The organism is Paenibacillus cineris (assembly GCF_018333335.1).
Lineage (GTDB): Bacteria > Bacillota > Bacilli > Paenibacillales > Paenibacillaceae > Paenibacillus_AQ > Paenibacillus_AQ favisporus.
The window spans coordinates 195,969-213,091 of sequence record NZ_BORU01000005.1 but is presented as its reverse complement, the minus strand read 5'-3'; the positions used below and the strand labels follow the sequence as shown (position 1 = coordinate 213,091).

14 protein-coding genes are annotated in these 17,123 nt (G+C 55.3%); 7 read left to right on the top strand and 7 right to left on the bottom strand.

The annotated features are described in order from the left end of the window. Positions 1–33: 33 nt before the first annotated feature. The 5 genes from KI379_RS30230 (at position 34) to KI379_RS30210 (ending at position 4,636) form a co-directional block, all read left to right on the top strand. Positions 34–1,236, top strand: a complete 1,203-nt coding sequence (locus tag KI379_RS30230) for a MalY/PatB family protein (RefSeq protein WP_212985878.1) — start codon at positions 34–36, stop codon at positions 1,234–1,236. Positions 1,237–1,550: 314 nt separating this feature from the next. Then, positions 1,551–2,348 (top strand): SDR family NAD(P)-dependent oxidoreductase, encoded by a 798-nt coding sequence (locus tag KI379_RS30225; protein WP_089548500.1) that lies wholly within the window; start codon positions 1,551–1,553, stop codon positions 2,346–2,348. After that, positions 2,345–3,121 (top strand): SDR family NAD(P)-dependent oxidoreductase, encoded by a 777-nt coding sequence (locus tag KI379_RS30220; protein ID WP_212985877.1) that lies wholly within the window; start codon positions 2,345–2,347, stop codon positions 3,119–3,121. Before KI379_RS30225 ends, KI379_RS30220 begins: the two co-directional genes overlap by 4 nt. Before the next feature lie 28 nt (positions 3,122–3,149). Then, positions 3,150–4,538, top strand: coding sequence for a mandelate racemase/muconate lactonizing enzyme family protein (locus tag KI379_RS30215; RefSeq protein WP_212985876.1), 1,389 nt, complete (start codon positions 3,150–3,152; stop codon positions 4,536–4,538). Continuing rightward, complete coding sequence (locus KI379_RS30210) at positions 4,499–4,636, top strand: hypothetical protein (RefSeq protein WP_212985875.1); 138 nt, start codon at positions 4,499–4,501, stop codon at positions 4,634–4,636. The genes KI379_RS30215 and KI379_RS30210 overlap by 40 nt, the downstream gene beginning before the upstream one ends. Before the next feature lie 129 nt (positions 4,637–4,765). Here KI379_RS30210 and KI379_RS30205 read toward each other — a convergent pair whose 3' ends face one another. From KI379_RS30205 to KI379_RS30190, 4 genes are all read right to left on the bottom strand, one after another. Then, a complete protein-coding gene (locus KI379_RS30205; RefSeq protein WP_089548502.1) occupies positions 4,766–5,749 on the bottom strand; it encodes a mannonate dehydratase in 984 nt (327 codons plus the stop codon). Between the two features lie 225 nt (positions 5,750–5,974). Next, complete coding sequence (locus KI379_RS30200; protein ID WP_244879497.1) at positions 5,975–7,252, bottom strand: ABC transporter substrate-binding protein; 1,278 nt, start codon at positions 7,250–7,252, stop codon at positions 5,975–5,977. 64 nt (positions 7,253–7,316) lie between these two features. Continuing rightward, the gene (locus KI379_RS30195; protein ID WP_212986049.1) at positions 7,317–8,087 is read right to left on the bottom strand and encodes a carbohydrate ABC transporter permease; all 771 of its coding nucleotides are present in this window, start codon (positions 8,085–8,087) and stop codon (positions 7,317–7,319) included. A gap of 53 nt (positions 8,088–8,140) precedes the next feature. Then, entirely contained in the window at positions 8,141–9,106 is a 966-nt protein-coding gene (locus tag KI379_RS30190) for a carbohydrate ABC transporter permease (RefSeq protein ID WP_084204072.1), read from the bottom strand. A 1,026-nt stretch (positions 9,107–10,132) separates the two neighbouring features. Between KI379_RS30190 and KI379_RS30185 the strand changes: the two genes are divergently transcribed. Beyond that, the gene (locus KI379_RS30185) at positions 10,133–11,038 is read left to right on the top strand and encodes an RraA family protein (RefSeq protein ID WP_212985874.1); all 906 of its coding nucleotides are present in this window, start codon (positions 10,133–10,135) and stop codon (positions 11,036–11,038) included. Positions 11,039–11,098: 60 nt separating this feature from the next. Here KI379_RS30185 and KI379_RS30180 read toward each other — a convergent pair whose 3' ends face one another. After that, entirely contained in the window at positions 11,099–12,268 is a 1,170-nt protein-coding gene (locus KI379_RS30180; protein ID WP_076173643.1) for a helix-turn-helix domain-containing protein, read from the bottom strand. A 46-nt stretch (positions 12,269–12,314) separates the two neighbouring features. Then, on the bottom strand, positions 12,315–12,962 hold the full coding sequence (locus KI379_RS30175; protein ID WP_212985873.1) for a GntR family transcriptional regulator: 648 nt from the start codon (positions 12,960–12,962) through the stop codon (positions 12,315–12,317). A 710-nt stretch (positions 12,963–13,672) separates the two neighbouring features. On the opposite strand from KI379_RS30175, the gene KI379_RS30170 reads away from it, so the two are divergent. Further along, a complete protein-coding gene (locus KI379_RS30170; protein WP_306433709.1) occupies positions 13,673–15,676 on the top strand; it encodes a methyl-accepting chemotaxis protein in 2,004 nt (667 codons plus the stop codon). 223 nt (positions 15,677–15,899) lie between these two features. Here KI379_RS30170 and KI379_RS30165 read toward each other — a convergent pair whose 3' ends face one another. Next, positions 15,900–17,003, bottom strand: a complete 1,104-nt coding sequence (locus KI379_RS30165) for a Leu/Phe/Val dehydrogenase (protein ID WP_212985872.1) — start codon at positions 17,001–17,003, stop codon at positions 15,900–15,902. Between the last annotated feature and the right edge of the window lie 120 nt (positions 17,004–17,123).

Below are 17,123 nucleotides of genomic sequence, written 5' to 3'. Positions count from 1 at the left end.
ACTTTTGAATGACCTTCCAAGGAGGAGAACAGCTTGAACTTTCATCAACCAATCGAACGTATAAATACAGATAGTTTTAAATGGGACGACCTGAAACGGATCTTCGGCGTGTCCGACGTCCTTCCGATGTGGGTAGCTGACATGGATTTTGCCGCACCCGACTCGGTCATTTCCGCGCTGAACAGCCGCGTAGAACACGGGGTATTCGGCTATACAATGCAGTCTGATGCGTATAATCAGGCCGTCGCGGACTGGATGAAGAGCCGCCATCGGTGGTCCATCGACAAGGAATGGATCGTCTTCTGCCCAGGCGTCGTGCCCGCCCTCAGCTTCATCGTGCAGGCTTTTACCGAGCCGGGAGACAAGGTTGCCATCCAGACGCCGGTGTACCCTCCTTTTTACAGCGTCGTCACCGATCACGGCCGGGAGCTGGTGCAGAACCCGCTGAAGGAGCAGGATGGGTATTACACGATGGACCTTGAAGCGCTCGAGCAGAGCCTTGACGATCAGGTCAAGCTGTTCATCCTGTGCAGCCCGCACAATCCGGTCGGCAGAGTATGGCGGCGCGAAGAGCTGGAGGCGGTTGCGAAGCTCTGCATGGAGCGCGGCATTCTGATGGTGTCCGACGAAATCCATGCGGACCTGGTTTATGAAGAAGGGACCCATATTCCGTTCGCCAGCTTGTCCAAGGAGATTCAGGAGAACTGCATCATTTGTACTGCGCCGAGCAAAACGTTTAATATTGCCGGGCTGAATACTTCGAATATCATCATTCCGAACGATTCCATCCGGCGCCGGTTCAAAAAGACGCTTGAGCTCTATCATGTCAATTCGATCAGCACGCTCGGCAGCGCAGCTACCCAAGCCGCCTACAATGACGGCAAGGCTTGGCTGGACGAAGCGCTGGTGTACATGAAAGCGAACATGGAGTATGTGAGTGAATATTTGGGCGAACATATTCCGGAAATCAAAACCCGGGTGCCTGAAGCGACGTACTTGATGTGGCTTGATTTCCGCGCACTGCAGATGTCACCCGACGACCTGGAACAATTTCTGCTGAACAAAGCCAAGCTTGCCCTGAACAAGGGTTCTGCTTTTGGCAAGGAAGGCGAAGGCTTCATGCGCCTGAACATTGCCTGCTCCCGCTCCCTGGTCGAGGAAGCGATGAAGCGTCTTGACCAGGCGGTCCAGGAATGGCGCAAGGAGCAGCAGCAGCAACAGCAGCAGCCGGTATAAGCAACCGGTGTAATAGAAGCGTCATGCTTCCCCAAATTAGGCATTAGACTAGGCTAAAAGCATGGTCCGAACAAGCGGCAACCGGCTTGCGTAGGCTTCCCGTACAGGGCAGCATTCGCTCCGGGAGCCGCTTTTTTCATGCTTCCGGTTTAGAACCGCCGCTCAGGCTGCTTCGCAATCCCCTCTTCCCTCCCCTTTTGAAAAAAATCAAACAAAATCGTAAGATTCACATCTCGAAGCTGGCAGCGCCAACCTTTTATGATGAAGTTGAACGTACCGACAGCCATAAGTACCGCTCTATCCGGAGGTGATTTATGAATCATTCTGCACAAGTTGTCCTGATCACGGACGCAGACACTCCTGTTGGCAGAGCCATGATCCGGCGTTTTTCGGCCGGCGGCGCCCATCTCGTGCTGAACAGCGCATCCGGCGGCGCCGAGGCGGCGGCTGATATCGCTGCAGCCCGGGCCGCAGGCTCGAACGTCATCGTGGCGAGCCTCGACCTGAGCGTCGGAGCCAACGCGAACCAGCTGGTCGAGACCGCGGAGCGGGAGCTCGGCGGACTGGACGTCCTGGTCCACAATAACGATCTGCTCGCCCCCGCTTCCGTCGAGACCTGTTCGGAGGCGCTGTTTCAAGAAGTGATGCATGCGAATGCGAAGTCCGCCTTTCTGTGCGCACAGGCCGCAGGAAAGGCGATGGCATCCCGGCAGTCGGGCTGCATCGTCTTTGTTTCGTCGATCCATGCCGAGAAGCCGACCGGATCTTCCTTTGTCTACAGCGCGTCCAAGGGAGCCGTCAAAATGCTGGCGAAGGAAGCGGCACTGGAGCTCGGCCGGCACGGCATCCGCGTCAATACGATTGAGGCGGGGCCGGTAGAAGGCGATGATGAACGCTTCCACAGCAGGCTTACGACGCTCTATCACAGCTACGAAACCAAGGTGCCGAGCGGGCAGCTGGGAAGCGCTGAGGATATCGCCCATGCCGCAGGCTTTCTCGCCTCCGCGGAAGCCCGCTACTTGAACGGCGCAGATCTCCGGCTGGACGGCGGTTTCCTGCTGCACTACATGGACCATAAAATGAAACGGCCAAAGGGAGGCGATTCGCCATGAGCATGGCAGGCAAAGTCGCCCTGGTGACGGGAGCGGGAACCGGCATCGGCCAGGGGATTGCGCTGGAGTTTGCACGCAGAGGTGCAAGCGTAGCGGTCCACTATAACCGCAGCGAGGCAGGCGCCCTTGAAACGAAGCGGCGGATCGACGAGGCCGGCGGTGACTGCTTCATCGTTCAGGCGGACGTCGCCAGGCAGGACGAGATTATTACGATGGTAAGGGAGGTCAAGCAGCGCGGCGGGGGCATCGACATTCTGGTCAACAATGCCGCCGTGCAGCTGAACTACGACCTGTTCAAGCATGATGAGGAGACGTTCAGCCGCATGATGAATACGAACGTGAAGGGCTACTGGCAGTGCATTCAGGCCGTCGTTCCGGCCATGAAGCAGAAAGGCGCAGGCCGCATCATTCTCATCTCTTCGGTGCATGCGAAGCGGCCGACCGATTTCGATCCCGTCTACGCGATGACGAAAGGTGCGATCCGGATGCTGGGAAGGGAAAGCGCTATCGAGCTGGCCCCGTACGGCATCACGGTGAACATGATCGAGCCGGGAGCCGTCGACGTCGGCAAATATGAGCGCATATTAGCGGACGATCCCGATGCGCAGAAGAAGCTGGAGGAGCGGCGCAAGCGCCAGCTGGCCAAATTCCCGATGGGACGCGTTGGCGTCCCGCTCGATGTCGCCAGGCTCGCCGCCTTCATCGCCTCGGACGAAAGCGAATATTTGACGGGCTCCGCCATCCGTCTGGACGGCGGGAGCATGCTGCTGTAACGAACCATCCAATAGGGGGAGTGATTTCATGATTAACAAAGAGTCATACGAGCAAACTTTGGGCCATGTAAGCACCGCTTCGAGACCCTCGGAGCTGAAGATTACGGACATCCGCTTCACCGATATCGTCGGGGGGCCTTTTCACAGCAGCCTGATCAAGGTGTATACCAACCAGGGGCTCGTCGGCTTCGGGGAGGTCCGCGACGGCGCGGACAAAGTATACGCCCTCATGCTGAAGAGCCGTCTGCTCGGCGAAAATCCCTGCAACATCGACAAGCTGTTCCGGCGGATCAAGCAGTTCGGCGGCCATGCCCGCCAGGGCGGCGGCGTCAGCGGAATCGAACTCGCGCTGTGGGACCTGGCCGGCAAAGCCTACGGGGTGCCGGTCTATCAAATGCTTGGCGGCAAATTCCGCGATAAAATCCGCATGTACTGCGATACGGAGGTCGTCGGCAAGGATACCGGCAAGGCGATGGGCGAAGCGCTGAAGAAACGGATGGACGCCGGCTTCACCTTCCTGAAGATGGACCTCGGCATCGGACAGATCATCAATGAGCCTGGTACGCTGAGCGCCCCGCTCGGTTTCCTGGAGGAGATGAGGGAAAAATCGAAGCGCCGCTACAATCAGAACTTCGACGGATTGTCGGAAGACGAGCTGCGGGAAATTACGAACCGCCACTACGATATCTACAACATCCCCCATCCCTTGACCGGCATTCATGTCACGGAAAAAGGACTCGACATGCTCGAGCAGTACGTCGCGGACGTCCGCTCCGTCATCGGCTACCAGGTGCCCCTCGCCATCGACCATTTCGGCCATATCGGGCTTCAGGACTGCATCAAGCTGGGCCGGCGCATCGACAAGTTCAACCTGGCCTGGATGGAAGACATGATTCCTTGGCAGTACACACAGCAGTACGCCCAGCTGTCTCGGTCCGTCACCACTCCGATCTGCACGGGCGAGGACATCTATCTGAAGGAAAATTTCAAGCCGCTGCTCGAAGCGGGCGGCGTCTCCGTTATCCATCCCGACGTCCTGACTACCGGCGGCATTCTGGAGACGAAGAAAATCGGCGACATGGCCCAGGACTACGGCGTCGCAATGGCGATCCATATGGCGGAGAGTCCGATCGCCTGCCTTGCGGCCGCCCATGTCGCCGCCGCGACCGAAAACTTCCTTGCGCTCGAATACCATTCCTGCGAAGTGGATTGGTGGGATGACATCGTCATCGGCAGCAGGCTGCCGGACAAACTCGTCCAGAACGGGTACATCACGCTGACGGATGCGCCCGGTCTCGGCATCGACGATCTGAACGACGAGGTTCTGGCCGAACATGTCCACCCGGAGATCGGCGGAATCTGGGAGTCGACCGACCAGTGGAACAAGTTTTATTCCAACGACCGGCTGTGGAGCTGACGGCTGGCGGCAATACGAACCACCCGCACGGCGGAACGCTGTGCGGGTGGTTTTTTCTCGTATGGATGACGACAGGTAGACGCGTGAAAGGACGCTGATCTCCGACCTCCCTTTCTTTTGATCCCCCTTTGTCGACGAAAGGATGCCTCGTCAAAACGAAAAGGCACGGATAGGAGGGATCCGTACCTTGATAATGATTGATCTTTCTGTTTGGCAATGGACGAAGCTTAAGACGTCACCGAAGCCCGGCTCATCTTGGCCGCCGCTTCCATCAGTCCGGTGATATAGCCGACGCCGTACAGGCGGCCGAGCAGCTCATATCCCGGGTTCGTATTGTCCTCGCCTTCCATCGTCGGGACATGGTCCGGTCTCGCCGGCCCGTCGAAGCCGACCTCATAATAGGTCTTCATCGCTTCGAGCATATCCGTCTTGCCGTCGTCGTGGAAGGTCTCCTCGAACTTCTCCGGCGTGCCCTTCACGTCACGGAAGTGGACGAAGAACAGCTTCTTCTGGCCGGCGAACTGGCGGATGACCGCAGGAATGTCCTCGCCCGCCGTCGCCAGCGTTCCTTGGCACATCGTCATGCCGCTGTATGCGCTCGGCACCAGATCGATCGCCCGCTGCAGCGCGGCCGCGCTCGTCAGAATCCGCGACACGCCGCGGATCGGCGAGATCGGCGGATCGTCCGGATGGAGCGCCAGCTTCACCTGCGCGGATTCGGCGACGGGCACGATTTTTTCCAGGAAATAGTGCAGGTTCTCCCACAGCTGCGCCTCAGTGACGATGCCGGCCTCCGTCAGCGGGGCATCCGCCATCAGGCTGTGATCGTAGCTTGATACGAGCGCCCCGCCGCGCGTGCGGGTTGTCGTCGAAGTGCGGAACCAGTTAAACTGTGCCATGAAGTTGTAGCAGAGCACAGGAATGCCGGCGGCGCCCATGTTGACGATGAACTGCTGAAAAATCTCGATCTCCTCGTCGCGGCCGGGCGTCCCGAGCTTGATGTTGTTGCTCGGCGGCATCGATTCGATGACGGACAGCGTCAGTCCGAAGTCGGCGTACCGCTGCTTCATCCGGATCAGCGGCATCAGATCCCACGGCTTCTCCGACTTCTCTTCCCACGGCAGGCCGCCAACCGCATAGTTCACGTTCATCTGCTTCGCCAAATGCCACAGCCGGTTCGGCTGCGAAGAGAAAAATTCCGCCAATTGCATGGAATGAACACCTCTTTCTCATTAGCTTACTCATAAACATTAGGATATCAATTCAGGATAACAGCAGCACCGTCTCATGAACAGAGAAGCTTTTTCATGCGGCTCCCCGCCGATTGATATTGCCACCGCCCCGTGCTGTTTCCGGCTTAACGGTACATTAGGAAGATTCGTCACAGGGGTCGCCTTTCGGGAGCTCCACTTCCCGAAAGGCGCTGCTTCCCCGGCTCAGCTTCCTGCTTTGGCTGCCAGCTCCTTGCCGAGCTTGTCGATCTTGTCGAAGGCCTGCTCCAGGCTCTGCTGGCCGAACGTGACCGCGTCCATCTCTTTCTTGTAGGCGTCCACCCATTCCGTGAATCCGGGAGCCGGCGAGTAGAACGGCAGCGCTTTGTCGACGGACTGATCGTAAATTTCCTTGCCGAGCTTATCCTTCGCTTCCAAATTCGGCTCGAGCTCCTTGTAAATTTCCGGGTTGATCGGAATGCCGCGGGTTAGTCCGAGTGTTTTTCCCGCATCCTTATCCGTCACGAACCATTTGACGAAATTTTTTGCCTCTTCCTTGTTCTTCGAATTGGCACTGACGCTGAGGAAAATAGTCGACTGTGCCCAGCCCCCGCCGGCCGGACCGGTCGGCATATTGACGACACCCACTTTGCCCGGCATCAGCTGCTCCAGCGCGCTGACCGAGCCGGTCGTCGCTCCCCGGGTCATGACGACGCCGGAAGCCATCGGGTCCGCCTGCGGGTCGTTCTCCAGGAACGAGGCCGCCTGGTCCGCCGGAGGCACAATTTTGTCCTTGCGGAACTGTTCATAGGTTTGGTAGAACTTCATGAACAGGTCTTTATCCAGCGTGAACGTCTTGCCACCGTCAGCCATGATCGGCGGCTTGCCCATCGCCGTCTGGTAGTAGTTGAAGCCGTCCCATGTCGTCGTGTCGCCGATCGGATACTTGCCTTCCGGCAGCTTGGCGCGCGCATCCTTCGCCCATTGGAAAAACTCGTCGTACGTCCAGTCTTTATGCGGCAGCGGGATGCCGTATTTCGCCAGATCCTCCTTGTTGAAGGCGATCCCCTGCGCGTTCTGGCTGAGCGGAATGCCGTACAGCTTGCCGCCGATCTTCAAATTCTCGAGGACGCCGGGATCCACGATACCGGTCAAGTCGATATCGGACAAATCCTCCAGCTGCCCCCGGCTAACGTACTCCTGCAAATAGGCAGCGTCCATTTGAAGGACATCGGTAATCGTTTTCGATGCCGCCAGTGTCGGCAGCTTTTGCCAATAGGCATCCCAAGCCATGTATTCCGGCTTGAATTTTACGTCCGGGTGCTGCTGCGTGTACAGATCCAGCGCTTTTTTGGTCGCTTCGTGCCGCTCGTCTGGTCCCCACCACATGATGCTCAGCGTCTTTCCGCTGCCGCTTCCTTTTCCGCCGCCGCTGCAGGCCGTGATCGCGAAGATCAGCGCCAGCAGGAGAGAGACAAGGCTCATTCGTCTCATGTTCATCATCTTCCGTTTCCCCTTTCGTTTTATATCAGCCATTTTTTTCGTGGAATCTTATTACGCAGCCAAGCTACCCTTTGAGGCCGGTCGTCGCAATCCCCTCAACAAAATGCTTTTGCGCAAACAAAAAGATAAGCATGGACGGGAGGACGGACAACAGCGACATGGCGAGCAGCTGTCCCCATTGGATATCGAACTGGTCGATGAACATCCGCAGCGCCAGGCCGACCGTAAACTTTTCGACCGAGCTGATGTACAGCACCTGCGCGAAGAAATCGTCCCAGCTCCAGATAAAGGTAAATATCGCGACCGTCATGAGCGCCGGCTTGATCAGCGGGAAAATGATCCGGAGGAAGATGCCGTACACCGACGCGCCGTCGATTTTCGCCGCCTCGTCGAGGTCCCGGGGAATGCCCCGGATAAACTGGACCAGCAGGAAGATGAAGAACGCTCCGCCGCCAAAAAAATGCGGCAGCACCAGCGGCACGTAACTGTCCACAAAGCCCAGCTTGTTAAAGAGGATATACTGCGGAACGATCGTCACCTGTCCGGGCAGCATCATCGTCAGCAGCAGGATGGAAAACCAGAAGCCCCGCAGCTTGAAGCTCAGCCGGCCGAAGCCGTAAGCGACGATGGCGGCGGTCAGCACCCCACCGAAGACGTTGCCGACCTCCATCAGGAGCGAATTGCCGAAAAAGTGGGCGAACGTGTACTCGCTGGAGAAATGCCAGCCTTTGCTGTAATTTTCCCATATCGGCGTCTTCGGCCAGATGGTCGGCAGGCTGAGCTCTTCGGTCTTTTTCAGGGAGGCGCCGACCCACCAGATGACCGGGTACAGCATGAGAAGCGAGAACAAGGAGAGAAACAGATGATTCGTTACCTTGGACTTCAGCTTCACTTCGTTCCCCCTCCTTCCGATTCGTAGAATACCCAGTAGCGGGATGCGGCGAAGTTCACGATGGTCAAGAGTGCGACTATGGCGAGCAGGATCCAGGCCAGCGCCGAGGCATATCCCATCTGGTAATGCTTGAACGCCTTCTCGTATAAATACAAGGCATACACGTAAGTGGAGTTGACCGGACCGCCCTTCGTAATGATAAACGCGGAGGTAAAGGTCTGAAAGGAGCCGATGACGCCGAGGATCAGGTTAAAAAACATGACGGGAGACAGCATCGGCAGCGTAATGCTGATGAACCGGCGGATCTTCGCGGCGCCGTCCACGGCTGCGGATTCGTACAGTTCCTGCGGGATCTGCTTCAGGCCAGCCAGGAAAATAACCATCGTCGAGCCAAACTGCCAGGTGTTCAGGAGAATGAGCGTGCCCAGCGAAGTGTCGGGATTGGAAATCCACCCTACGCCCTGGATGCCGAACCAGGCGAGTACCTGGTTGATATAGCCGTCGAGGCCGAACATGTTGCGCCACAGGGCTGCCACCGCAATGCTTCCGCCGATCAGCGAAGGAAAATAGATGGCCGTCCGGTACAGGTTCATGCCTTTTAATTTCTGGTTCAGCGCCATAGCCACGAGGAGCGAGAAGAACAGCTTCAGCGGCACGGAGAACAGGACGAACAAAAAGGTGACGCCAAGCGATTTGGTAAAGGTCGAATCATTCGTAAAAATGTTGACGTAGTTTTCGGTTCCGACCCAGACCGGGTCTTCCAGCAGCGAGTAGTCGGTAAAGGACAAATAAAACGATTGGGCGATAGGCCACAGCGTAAGCAGTAAAAAGCCGATGAGCCACGGGGAAATAAAGATGTAACCCGCCAAATGGGTGTCCCCGGTCTTTGCGCGCTTTCGGACGGCGCGTCGGGTCTTTTCCGCTTCGGCTGTCGTTTTCGTTTCTGCAACCATCCTTTTCATTTCCTCCCCTCTTGCATTCCATCATCATAAAAATGATTGTAGTACTACTTTATTCGAAAGCGGTTTCATGATTAAAGGCGACGATTTTACGATAATGTTTGTTTTTTTAAAATCCGTCTGCGTCTCCCCCCCGCTCCTTCAATTTCAGGTGGTAAAAATGAGATATGCTCCATTACGCCAATAACTTTCGATGTACATTTCAATGATGTTGGGTTACTTATAACGAACAAAACTTAGATTTGTATCGCTCCAGGAGTTTGTTCACTTATAACGAACAAAACTTTAGATGTGCATCGTTCCAGGAGTTTGTTCACTTATAACGAACAAAACTTTAGATTTGTCGTTCCAGGTGTTTGTTCACTGACAACGAACAGATTGTGATTTTGTCTTTCAAAAGGTGGACAAACGCACCCTATCTTTACTCTCAATCTCCATCCCATATATAGGTTGGAATCTAGATGTTAATACAAGATGTAGAAACATCTGCATTTTAGCCGCCCGTAGAAGGATATAGTGCCGTGTCCACCTTTTATAAAACAAAACAAGAATATGTCCATTGGATAAGGACAGAGAATGTTGTACGAGGGCTATTTCAAAAATGGGCAGTGCGGGGAAAAGACCAATTGATTTGAGGTTTGCGGAGTCCCGGGGAGCAGTTGATTGGTTTAAGATCCGGAGAGTGTCATAGAAAGGCCGTTTGGTTTGAGACTGGAGAGTGTCATAGATAAGCCGTTTGGTTTGAGAACTGGTGAGTGTCATAGATAGGCTGTTTGGTTTGAGATCTGGTGAGTGTCATAGAGAAGCCGTTTGGTTTGAGATCTGGTGAGTGTCATAGAAAGGCCGTTTGGCTTGAGGTCTGGAGAGTGTCATAGATAGGCTTTGCGGTGATCGAATGGCTCATCTCTGCTGAAAATTTATAAATTCGATCATCTTAAGAAAGTCGCATCGACAAAACGGAATTCGTCCTTAACAATGGAATCAAGCACTAGGTTCGAAAGCATCCATTGATCGAGGAGGGATTTTGGAATGAAATTTGACAATCCGGTAGATATCATTCAGTTGACGCCGCAGTGGAAGGGCGAGCGGTTCGAGAACGGACGGCCGAAGGTGCCCGAAGACGTGCTGAGAAGAATCCGCAAAATTACGCTGGAAGAAGCGTGGGGGCCGCTCTGGCACCGGGGTTACAAATTCCAGTTTGAAGGCGACTTCAAAATCGTGCATCCCGACCAGGTCATGGTGGGACGCGCGGTCACCGCGGTCATGGTACCGCAGCGGCCGGATCTGCACGAGACGCTGCTGAACTATGGTCATGAACAGGAAGGACGAAGCGGCTTCTTTAACCAGTGGGTGATCGATTCTCTTGTTGAAGATGACGTCGTCGTGGTCGATATGTTCGACAAGGTCCACCTCGGCACCTATGTCGGCGGCAACCTCTCGACGGCCATCTCCACCCGCACCAAGCGCGGCGGAGCCGTGATCTGGGGCGGCATCCGCGACAATCAGCAGGTGTCCGAAATCAAGAACATCAACGTCTATTACCGCGGAAGCGACCCGACGGCCATCGGTGAAGTCACCATGGTAGGCATGAACGTGCCGACCCGGATCGGCAAGGCGATTTGCCTGCCGGGTGACGTGGTGCTGGGCACGCCGGCCGGCGTCATCTTCATCCCTCCCCATCTGGCCGAGCTGACGGCCGTGCAGGCGGAGAAATCGCAGGTGCGGGACATCTTCGGCTTCGTCCGGCTCAAAGAAGGCGTCTACTCCACTGCGCAGATCGACGCCTCCTGGACCACGGCGCTGTGGGAGGACTTCACCCAATGGTTCGAGAGCGACGAGGCTGCCGCCGAGTATCGGCATCTGACCTGGGAAGCCGAGCTTGAGGAAGCCCGAAAAAACGAGCTCGACGGTCCGCGGAGCGACGTGCGGCTGTAGCGGTTTCACAACAACAAAAAAGGAAGCGGGCTGAATGGCCTGCTTCCTTTTTTTCGCTGCCTATTTGCAGATCGACTCCCGATACTCGCTGGGGGAGACACCGACCTTCTTTTTAAAAATTTGACTGAAATAGCGGGAATCCTGGTATCCGACCTTTTCGGCGACCTCATAGTTTTTGTAATGAGTGGTCCGAAGCATATCCTTGGCCTTGTCGATCCGGATTTCGGTCAAGTGCTCAATGAACGTCTTGCCGGTGTTCGTCTTGAAGAGCAGGCTCAAATAAGTCGGCGTAATGAACACCTTCTGCGCGACGCTCTGCAGCGAAGCATACTGGCATTCCTGCTCCATGTAATGGATGGTCTTTTTAATAAGGCTGCGGTGGCTCTCTTTGAGCGTGGGCGAGAAGACCTCCCACAGGCCGGTCAGAAACCGGGTGACGTAGCGCTTCAGTTCATCCAGCGTGCCGATCTTCACCAGCGACGTCGCTTCAAACGGCTTGTAAGCGCCTCCATTCCCTTCGTCGGCAATCACCCTTTTTTCAATACCGACCAGCATCCGGATTGTCAGCTCATACATGCTCGTCACGTCGATCGGGCCTTTCTCCAGCAGTGCGGCATAAAACTGGTCCACCGCTTCTGCGATCTCCGCCTCCGTAGCGGCCGAGCGGAAGCTGGCGTACAGCTTTCTCTCCTTCTCGGCCGGGTAGCGCCCGACCGGCTCCATCCGGCGGATTTCGCTGTAATGAATGATTTGGCCCGTCCCGCGGTAAAACTTGTTATTCAGTGCAGCCGAAGCTTGCCGGTAAGAAAGATGGATGTCGCTCAAGTGGCTGCATGGCTTCCCTACTCCAATGTTCACCGGATGGGGAAACCGCTGTTGAAGCATCGCTTGCACCCGGACCAGCACCTCTTTGGAAACCCAGGAGAACAGCAGTCCGATCCTCCCTTCCTCGTCCAGAAAGACGACGCTCCCTTCCGGCACACGCTCCTGAAGATCGGCGCGCATGTTCTCAAGATATGCCAAGCGGTCATGCTCATGGTCATAAGGAGCGGTCGGCTCCAATAACGCAATGGCGGGAAACGTATAGTACGGGTTCAGGCGAAGCCGGGACAGGCTTTCCTTCAGTTCCCCCTTCATATTCGCTTTGCCGGAAATGAGGTGCCTTAACAGACGGTCCCTCATCCAAGTCATAACATCCTGGTCATCGAACAAGAAACGTTCATTTAACATGCTTCATTTCCCCTTTGTGAAAGGATAACGAACGAGAGGCATGGTTCTAGTCCATATGGATGAACTTATAGGCATGCATATGCTCGATAAAAGCCTCCTCAACCGCATCCCCGTCCCCTGTCTGGAGGACGGTGATCAGCCGCCGATGCCACTCGGCCAGCAAATCCGTCGTGTGATGACGATTGGAGATGGCCATAAAGCGCATCACCTTCGTCCTCATTTGGTTCCAGAGCTCCAGAATAGCCTGATTGTCGCAGCGTTTGTAGAAAAATCCGTGAAAATCCATATCCAGCTCGAGGATGCCCAGCGTGTCATCCCGCTCGACGGCTTCCTCCATCGACCGGATAATCATTTCCAATTGCTCGTAATCATCCTCCGACAAAGTTGGCATAGACGTTCTCACCGCGTAACCCTCAATAATTTCGCGAAGCACGAAAATATCTCTGATCTCCTTCGACGTAATATTGGAAACGACCGACCCTTTATTCGGAATGCCGTTAATTAATCCTTCCTGCTTCATCCTCTCCAACGCTTCGCGCACAGGCGCCTGACTGACCTGAAATTTACCCGCGATGTCCAGCACGATGAGCCGCGTTCCCGGCTGCAGCTCGCCTGCGATAATTTCCCGCTTAAGCCTCAAATAAATCTGTTCGCTGATGGAATTCCCCAAAGGGATGTAACTGCTGTTTGACATGACTCTCAGTCTCCATTCGCCGATCATCCATGACCGCAGATTTGACCAACACGTACGAAACGGCAGTCAGGTAACCGTTTTCAAAACGGTCGGTCGATAGGTTCGCTGACTTACGTTCCATCATCCCTCCCGCTATTATCGATTATCGATAATTTGTTTCCATCATTATATGGGGGCCAGATGCCTTCTGACAACGGAGAATTTTGACGAAAAGGGTTTGATTTTTTATGATCTTTTCGCGTATATCGACAATCCGTTTCCGTGGGGCTTCCATCCCTGCCCCATCCCGCCGCAAGCCCTATCCGCCATCGGACAATCGAATGTTATCCAATAAAAGCCAATCCCATGCACCCTATTTTCGGTGTAACCCGTATAGTTCGTCCTACCTATTCAGGAAAAAAACAGGAAATGAATGGTTCTTCCTTTCATTTTTTCAGAAAAAAATGCCGGTTTATGAAATAAAGATATGAAAATATCGGGGGTACTTGTCGAAATATAGAATAGGAACTAAAACCGGTCGGAATCCTTTCCGCTCAGGCATGCCGTCCGCCGAAACGGATGAATCCATTCAAATATATTACATACCTATTGACGGATTCTCACGGATCGGCACATACGGCCCGCCCGGAGCTGCTCTTTTAAGCGCTGCGCCTGTTCACACAGGTGCTGCCGGAACTTTAGACCTATATCGACTGCAGGGGGAATCTCGTTTGAACAAGCTACTCAAGCAAATATCCGGGCTTTTCAACATTAAAAAGCTCAGAAGCAGACTGATGCTCTTCATCTGTCTCATGCTCATTATCCCGACCGTTGTGCTTGCCGTCTTCGCCGTGAACAGCGCCAAAGCACAGCTTCAGGACAAAATGGAGGACACTACGAAATCAAGCGTCATGCTGCTCGACAAACTGATCAACACGATGGTTGAAATGCAGCTGTCCAACGTGAAACAACTCAGCAATCAGATTACGTATGCCGACATCGAAAACCACTCGGTGGAGACCCGAATCCTGATTGACGATTTTAAAGCGCAGCATCCGGAAATCGAAATCGTCTCGATCGGCACCGACAACGGGTCCTGGATGAAATCTCCTGACCCCGGTCAGCAGCAGTTCGATCCACGGACCCGCAACTGGTACAAGCTGGCCATGAACAACAAGGGGCAGGCCGTTGTCGACGATCCGGCGATTTCGGCTACGACGAAAAACTATGCGGTCGCCATTTCCAAAACGCTGCCCGACGGCAAAGGGGTCATCAACATCAGCCTGAGCATCGGGAACATCAACAACATCGTGAAGCAGGTTCACCTTGGCAACGAGGGCTACATCTACTTAGTGGACCGCAACGGCCTCTTGATGTCGCACCCGACCGAGAAGGTGGGTGCCAAGTTTGTCGGCGACCAGCTCAAAACGATGCAGGGTAAAAATGAAGGGCTGCTCGACTACACCAATCCGATCAATGGCGTTGGCCAGCGCGGCTATTTCGTGACCAACGAGCTGACCGGCTTCAAAATCGTCGGCATCCTTCCGGAGAGCGAATATACAAAGGCGACGACGCCAATCTTCTGGACATCAGCTATCGTTCTTGTGATCGCCGTTATTGCCGCGCTGATCGTGATGTTCTTCATCATCCGCAGCATGACGCGTCCGATCGAGCAGCTGAACCGTTCGGCGAAGCGCGTGAGCGAAGGGTATTTGAACGATCGCGTCGTGACGAAGCGGCGAGACGAAATCGGAGACCTGGCGCATAACTACAACGCCATGGTCGACTCGCTGCGCCGGATGGTACTGGACATGTCGGAAACCTCCAGCCAGCTGGCGGCCTCGAGCGAAGAGCTGACCGCCAGTACGGAGCAGAACGCGCAGAGCGTCGAATTCGTCTCCAATCTGATGACGGATTCAGCCCAGGAGGCCAATAACCAGGCCATCGCCGCGCAGGAAAGCGCGCGCACGATGGAGGAAATGGCCAGCGGTATCCAGCGTATTGCCGAATCGGCCAGCACCATCGTCGATTCGTCGAACCGTACGGAAGAAGACGTGCACGCCGGCAGCCGGAAGGTTCAGCTGGTCAGCACGCAAATGGACACGATCAAGCAGTCCACGCACGAGTCTGCTGCGCTGATCGAGAAGCTGAACGACCACAGCGCAAGCATCGCCGCGATGAGCACGGCGATCTCCGAAGTGGCTAAGCAGACCAACCTGCTCTCCCTGAACGCCGCGATCGAAGCGGCGCGGGCCGGCGAGCATGGACGCGGCTTCGCTGTCGTCGCCGAGGAAGTCCGCAAGCTGGCGGATCAGTCGAACCTCACGGCGGAGGAAATCCAGCACACGATCCAGGAGATGACGATGCTGATCACTGACGCGTATAACGTGATGCGTCATAAAGTGCAGTCCGATGTGGATCAGGGGATGGAAGTTACGGCAGAGGCGCTCGAAGCTTTTGCCAATATCGAAAAGTCCGCCAAGCAGATTACCGACCAGATCCAGGACATTTCCGCCGTCACCGAGCAGATGTCCGCGAGCAGCGAAGAAGTGTCCGCCTCCGTGCAGGAAGTGGCCAGCATTTCGCGCAACACGGTCGCGTCGTTCGAGCGCGTGAGCGCCGCGAACCAGGAGCAGCTGGCGTCCATGGAAGAAATCTCCTCTTCGGCGAACAGCCTGTCGAAGATGGCGGTGGACATGCAGGAGAAAATCGACCGCTTCAAGCTGGAGGGCTGATTGGGGCGGGCAGCAGTCCGCTTGATTTCCCGGCCCCCGGGGGTATATGAAATGTTAAAAAGCGTACCGTACGGTTTTAGTCCGTGCGGTACGCTTTTTGGTGTATATACGGGTAGTTCCCGTCGGTATGCCTTTTAGTGCCTGCAGGTTTGATGTGCTTCCCCAATAATCTGAGCGATTCCCTGGAGCAATTCCCCGCTTAGTTTCCAGCGGGCCCTCTCGCTTAACGCCCAAAACGTCGGCTCAGCACATGATGCGGGTTTTGCAGGAACGGGCTGCGCGTATTTTTAAGCGTTTCGATGCGCTCAAGCGCAAGCCGGTCCGCGGCAACATACGTCGGGATGCCGGCTTCCCGGGAGATGTCGAAGATGCGGGAGATGCTGTTATAGATCCCGCTGATTTGCTTCCAGGCGCGGTCCTTGTTATAGCCGTTCAGCTCGTCGGCAATATTGATGACGCCGCCGGCGTTAATGACGTAATCCGGCGCGTATACGATGCCCAGCTCGTGAATCAGGTCTCCGTGCCGGGCTTCCTTCAGCTGGTTGTTGGCCGAGCCGGCAATAACCTTTGCCTTCAGCTTCGGAATACTCTCATCATTGATGATGGCGCCCAGCGCACAGGGGGAGAAAATATCGCAATCAACGCCGATAATATCCCCCGGCGCCACCGCAGTGGCGTTATACTTCTCCACCGCGCGGCTGACCGCCTCCTCGTTGATATCCGTCACGATCAGCCGGGCGCCCTCCTGATGCAAATACTCGCACAGGTGGAAAGCCACGCTGCCGACGCCCTGCACTGCAATCGTCCGGCCTTCCAGCGAATCGGAACCGAAGGCTTCTTTGGCGGCGGCCTTCATACCTTGATATACGCCGTACGCCGTCGCCGGCGACGGATTGCCGGACGAGCCGTAGGTCGGGGAGATCCCGGTCACATAATCCGTCTCCTGATGAATGATATCCATGTCGGCCACCGTTGTGCCGACATCCTCTGCCGTAATGTAGCGGCCGTTCAATCCTTGTATGTATCTTCCGAAAGCCCGGAACATCGCTTCGTTCTTGTCCTTTTTCGGATCGCCGATGATGACGGTTTTGCCTCCGCCCAGGTTCAGGCCTGAAATAGCGTTCTTATAGGTCATGCCCTTAGCCAGGCGCAATGCGTCTTCGATTGCGGCTTCCTCGGAAGCGTAAGTCCACATCCGGGTCCCACCCAGTGCCGGCCCGAGCGTCGTATCGTGAATCGCAATGATCGCTTTGAGTCCGGACGACTTGTCCTGACAAAAAAGCAGCTGCTCATAATCGTACTGTTCCATTGCGCTAAACAGTTCCATATCGGTGTTCCCTCCATTGTGATTCATGCCTCATGCTACTCACGCTTATAAGCGTAACAGGATCATTATAGTAATGATTTGACTTGAAAGTAAAGTTTTCACCCGTGTTATCCGACTTTC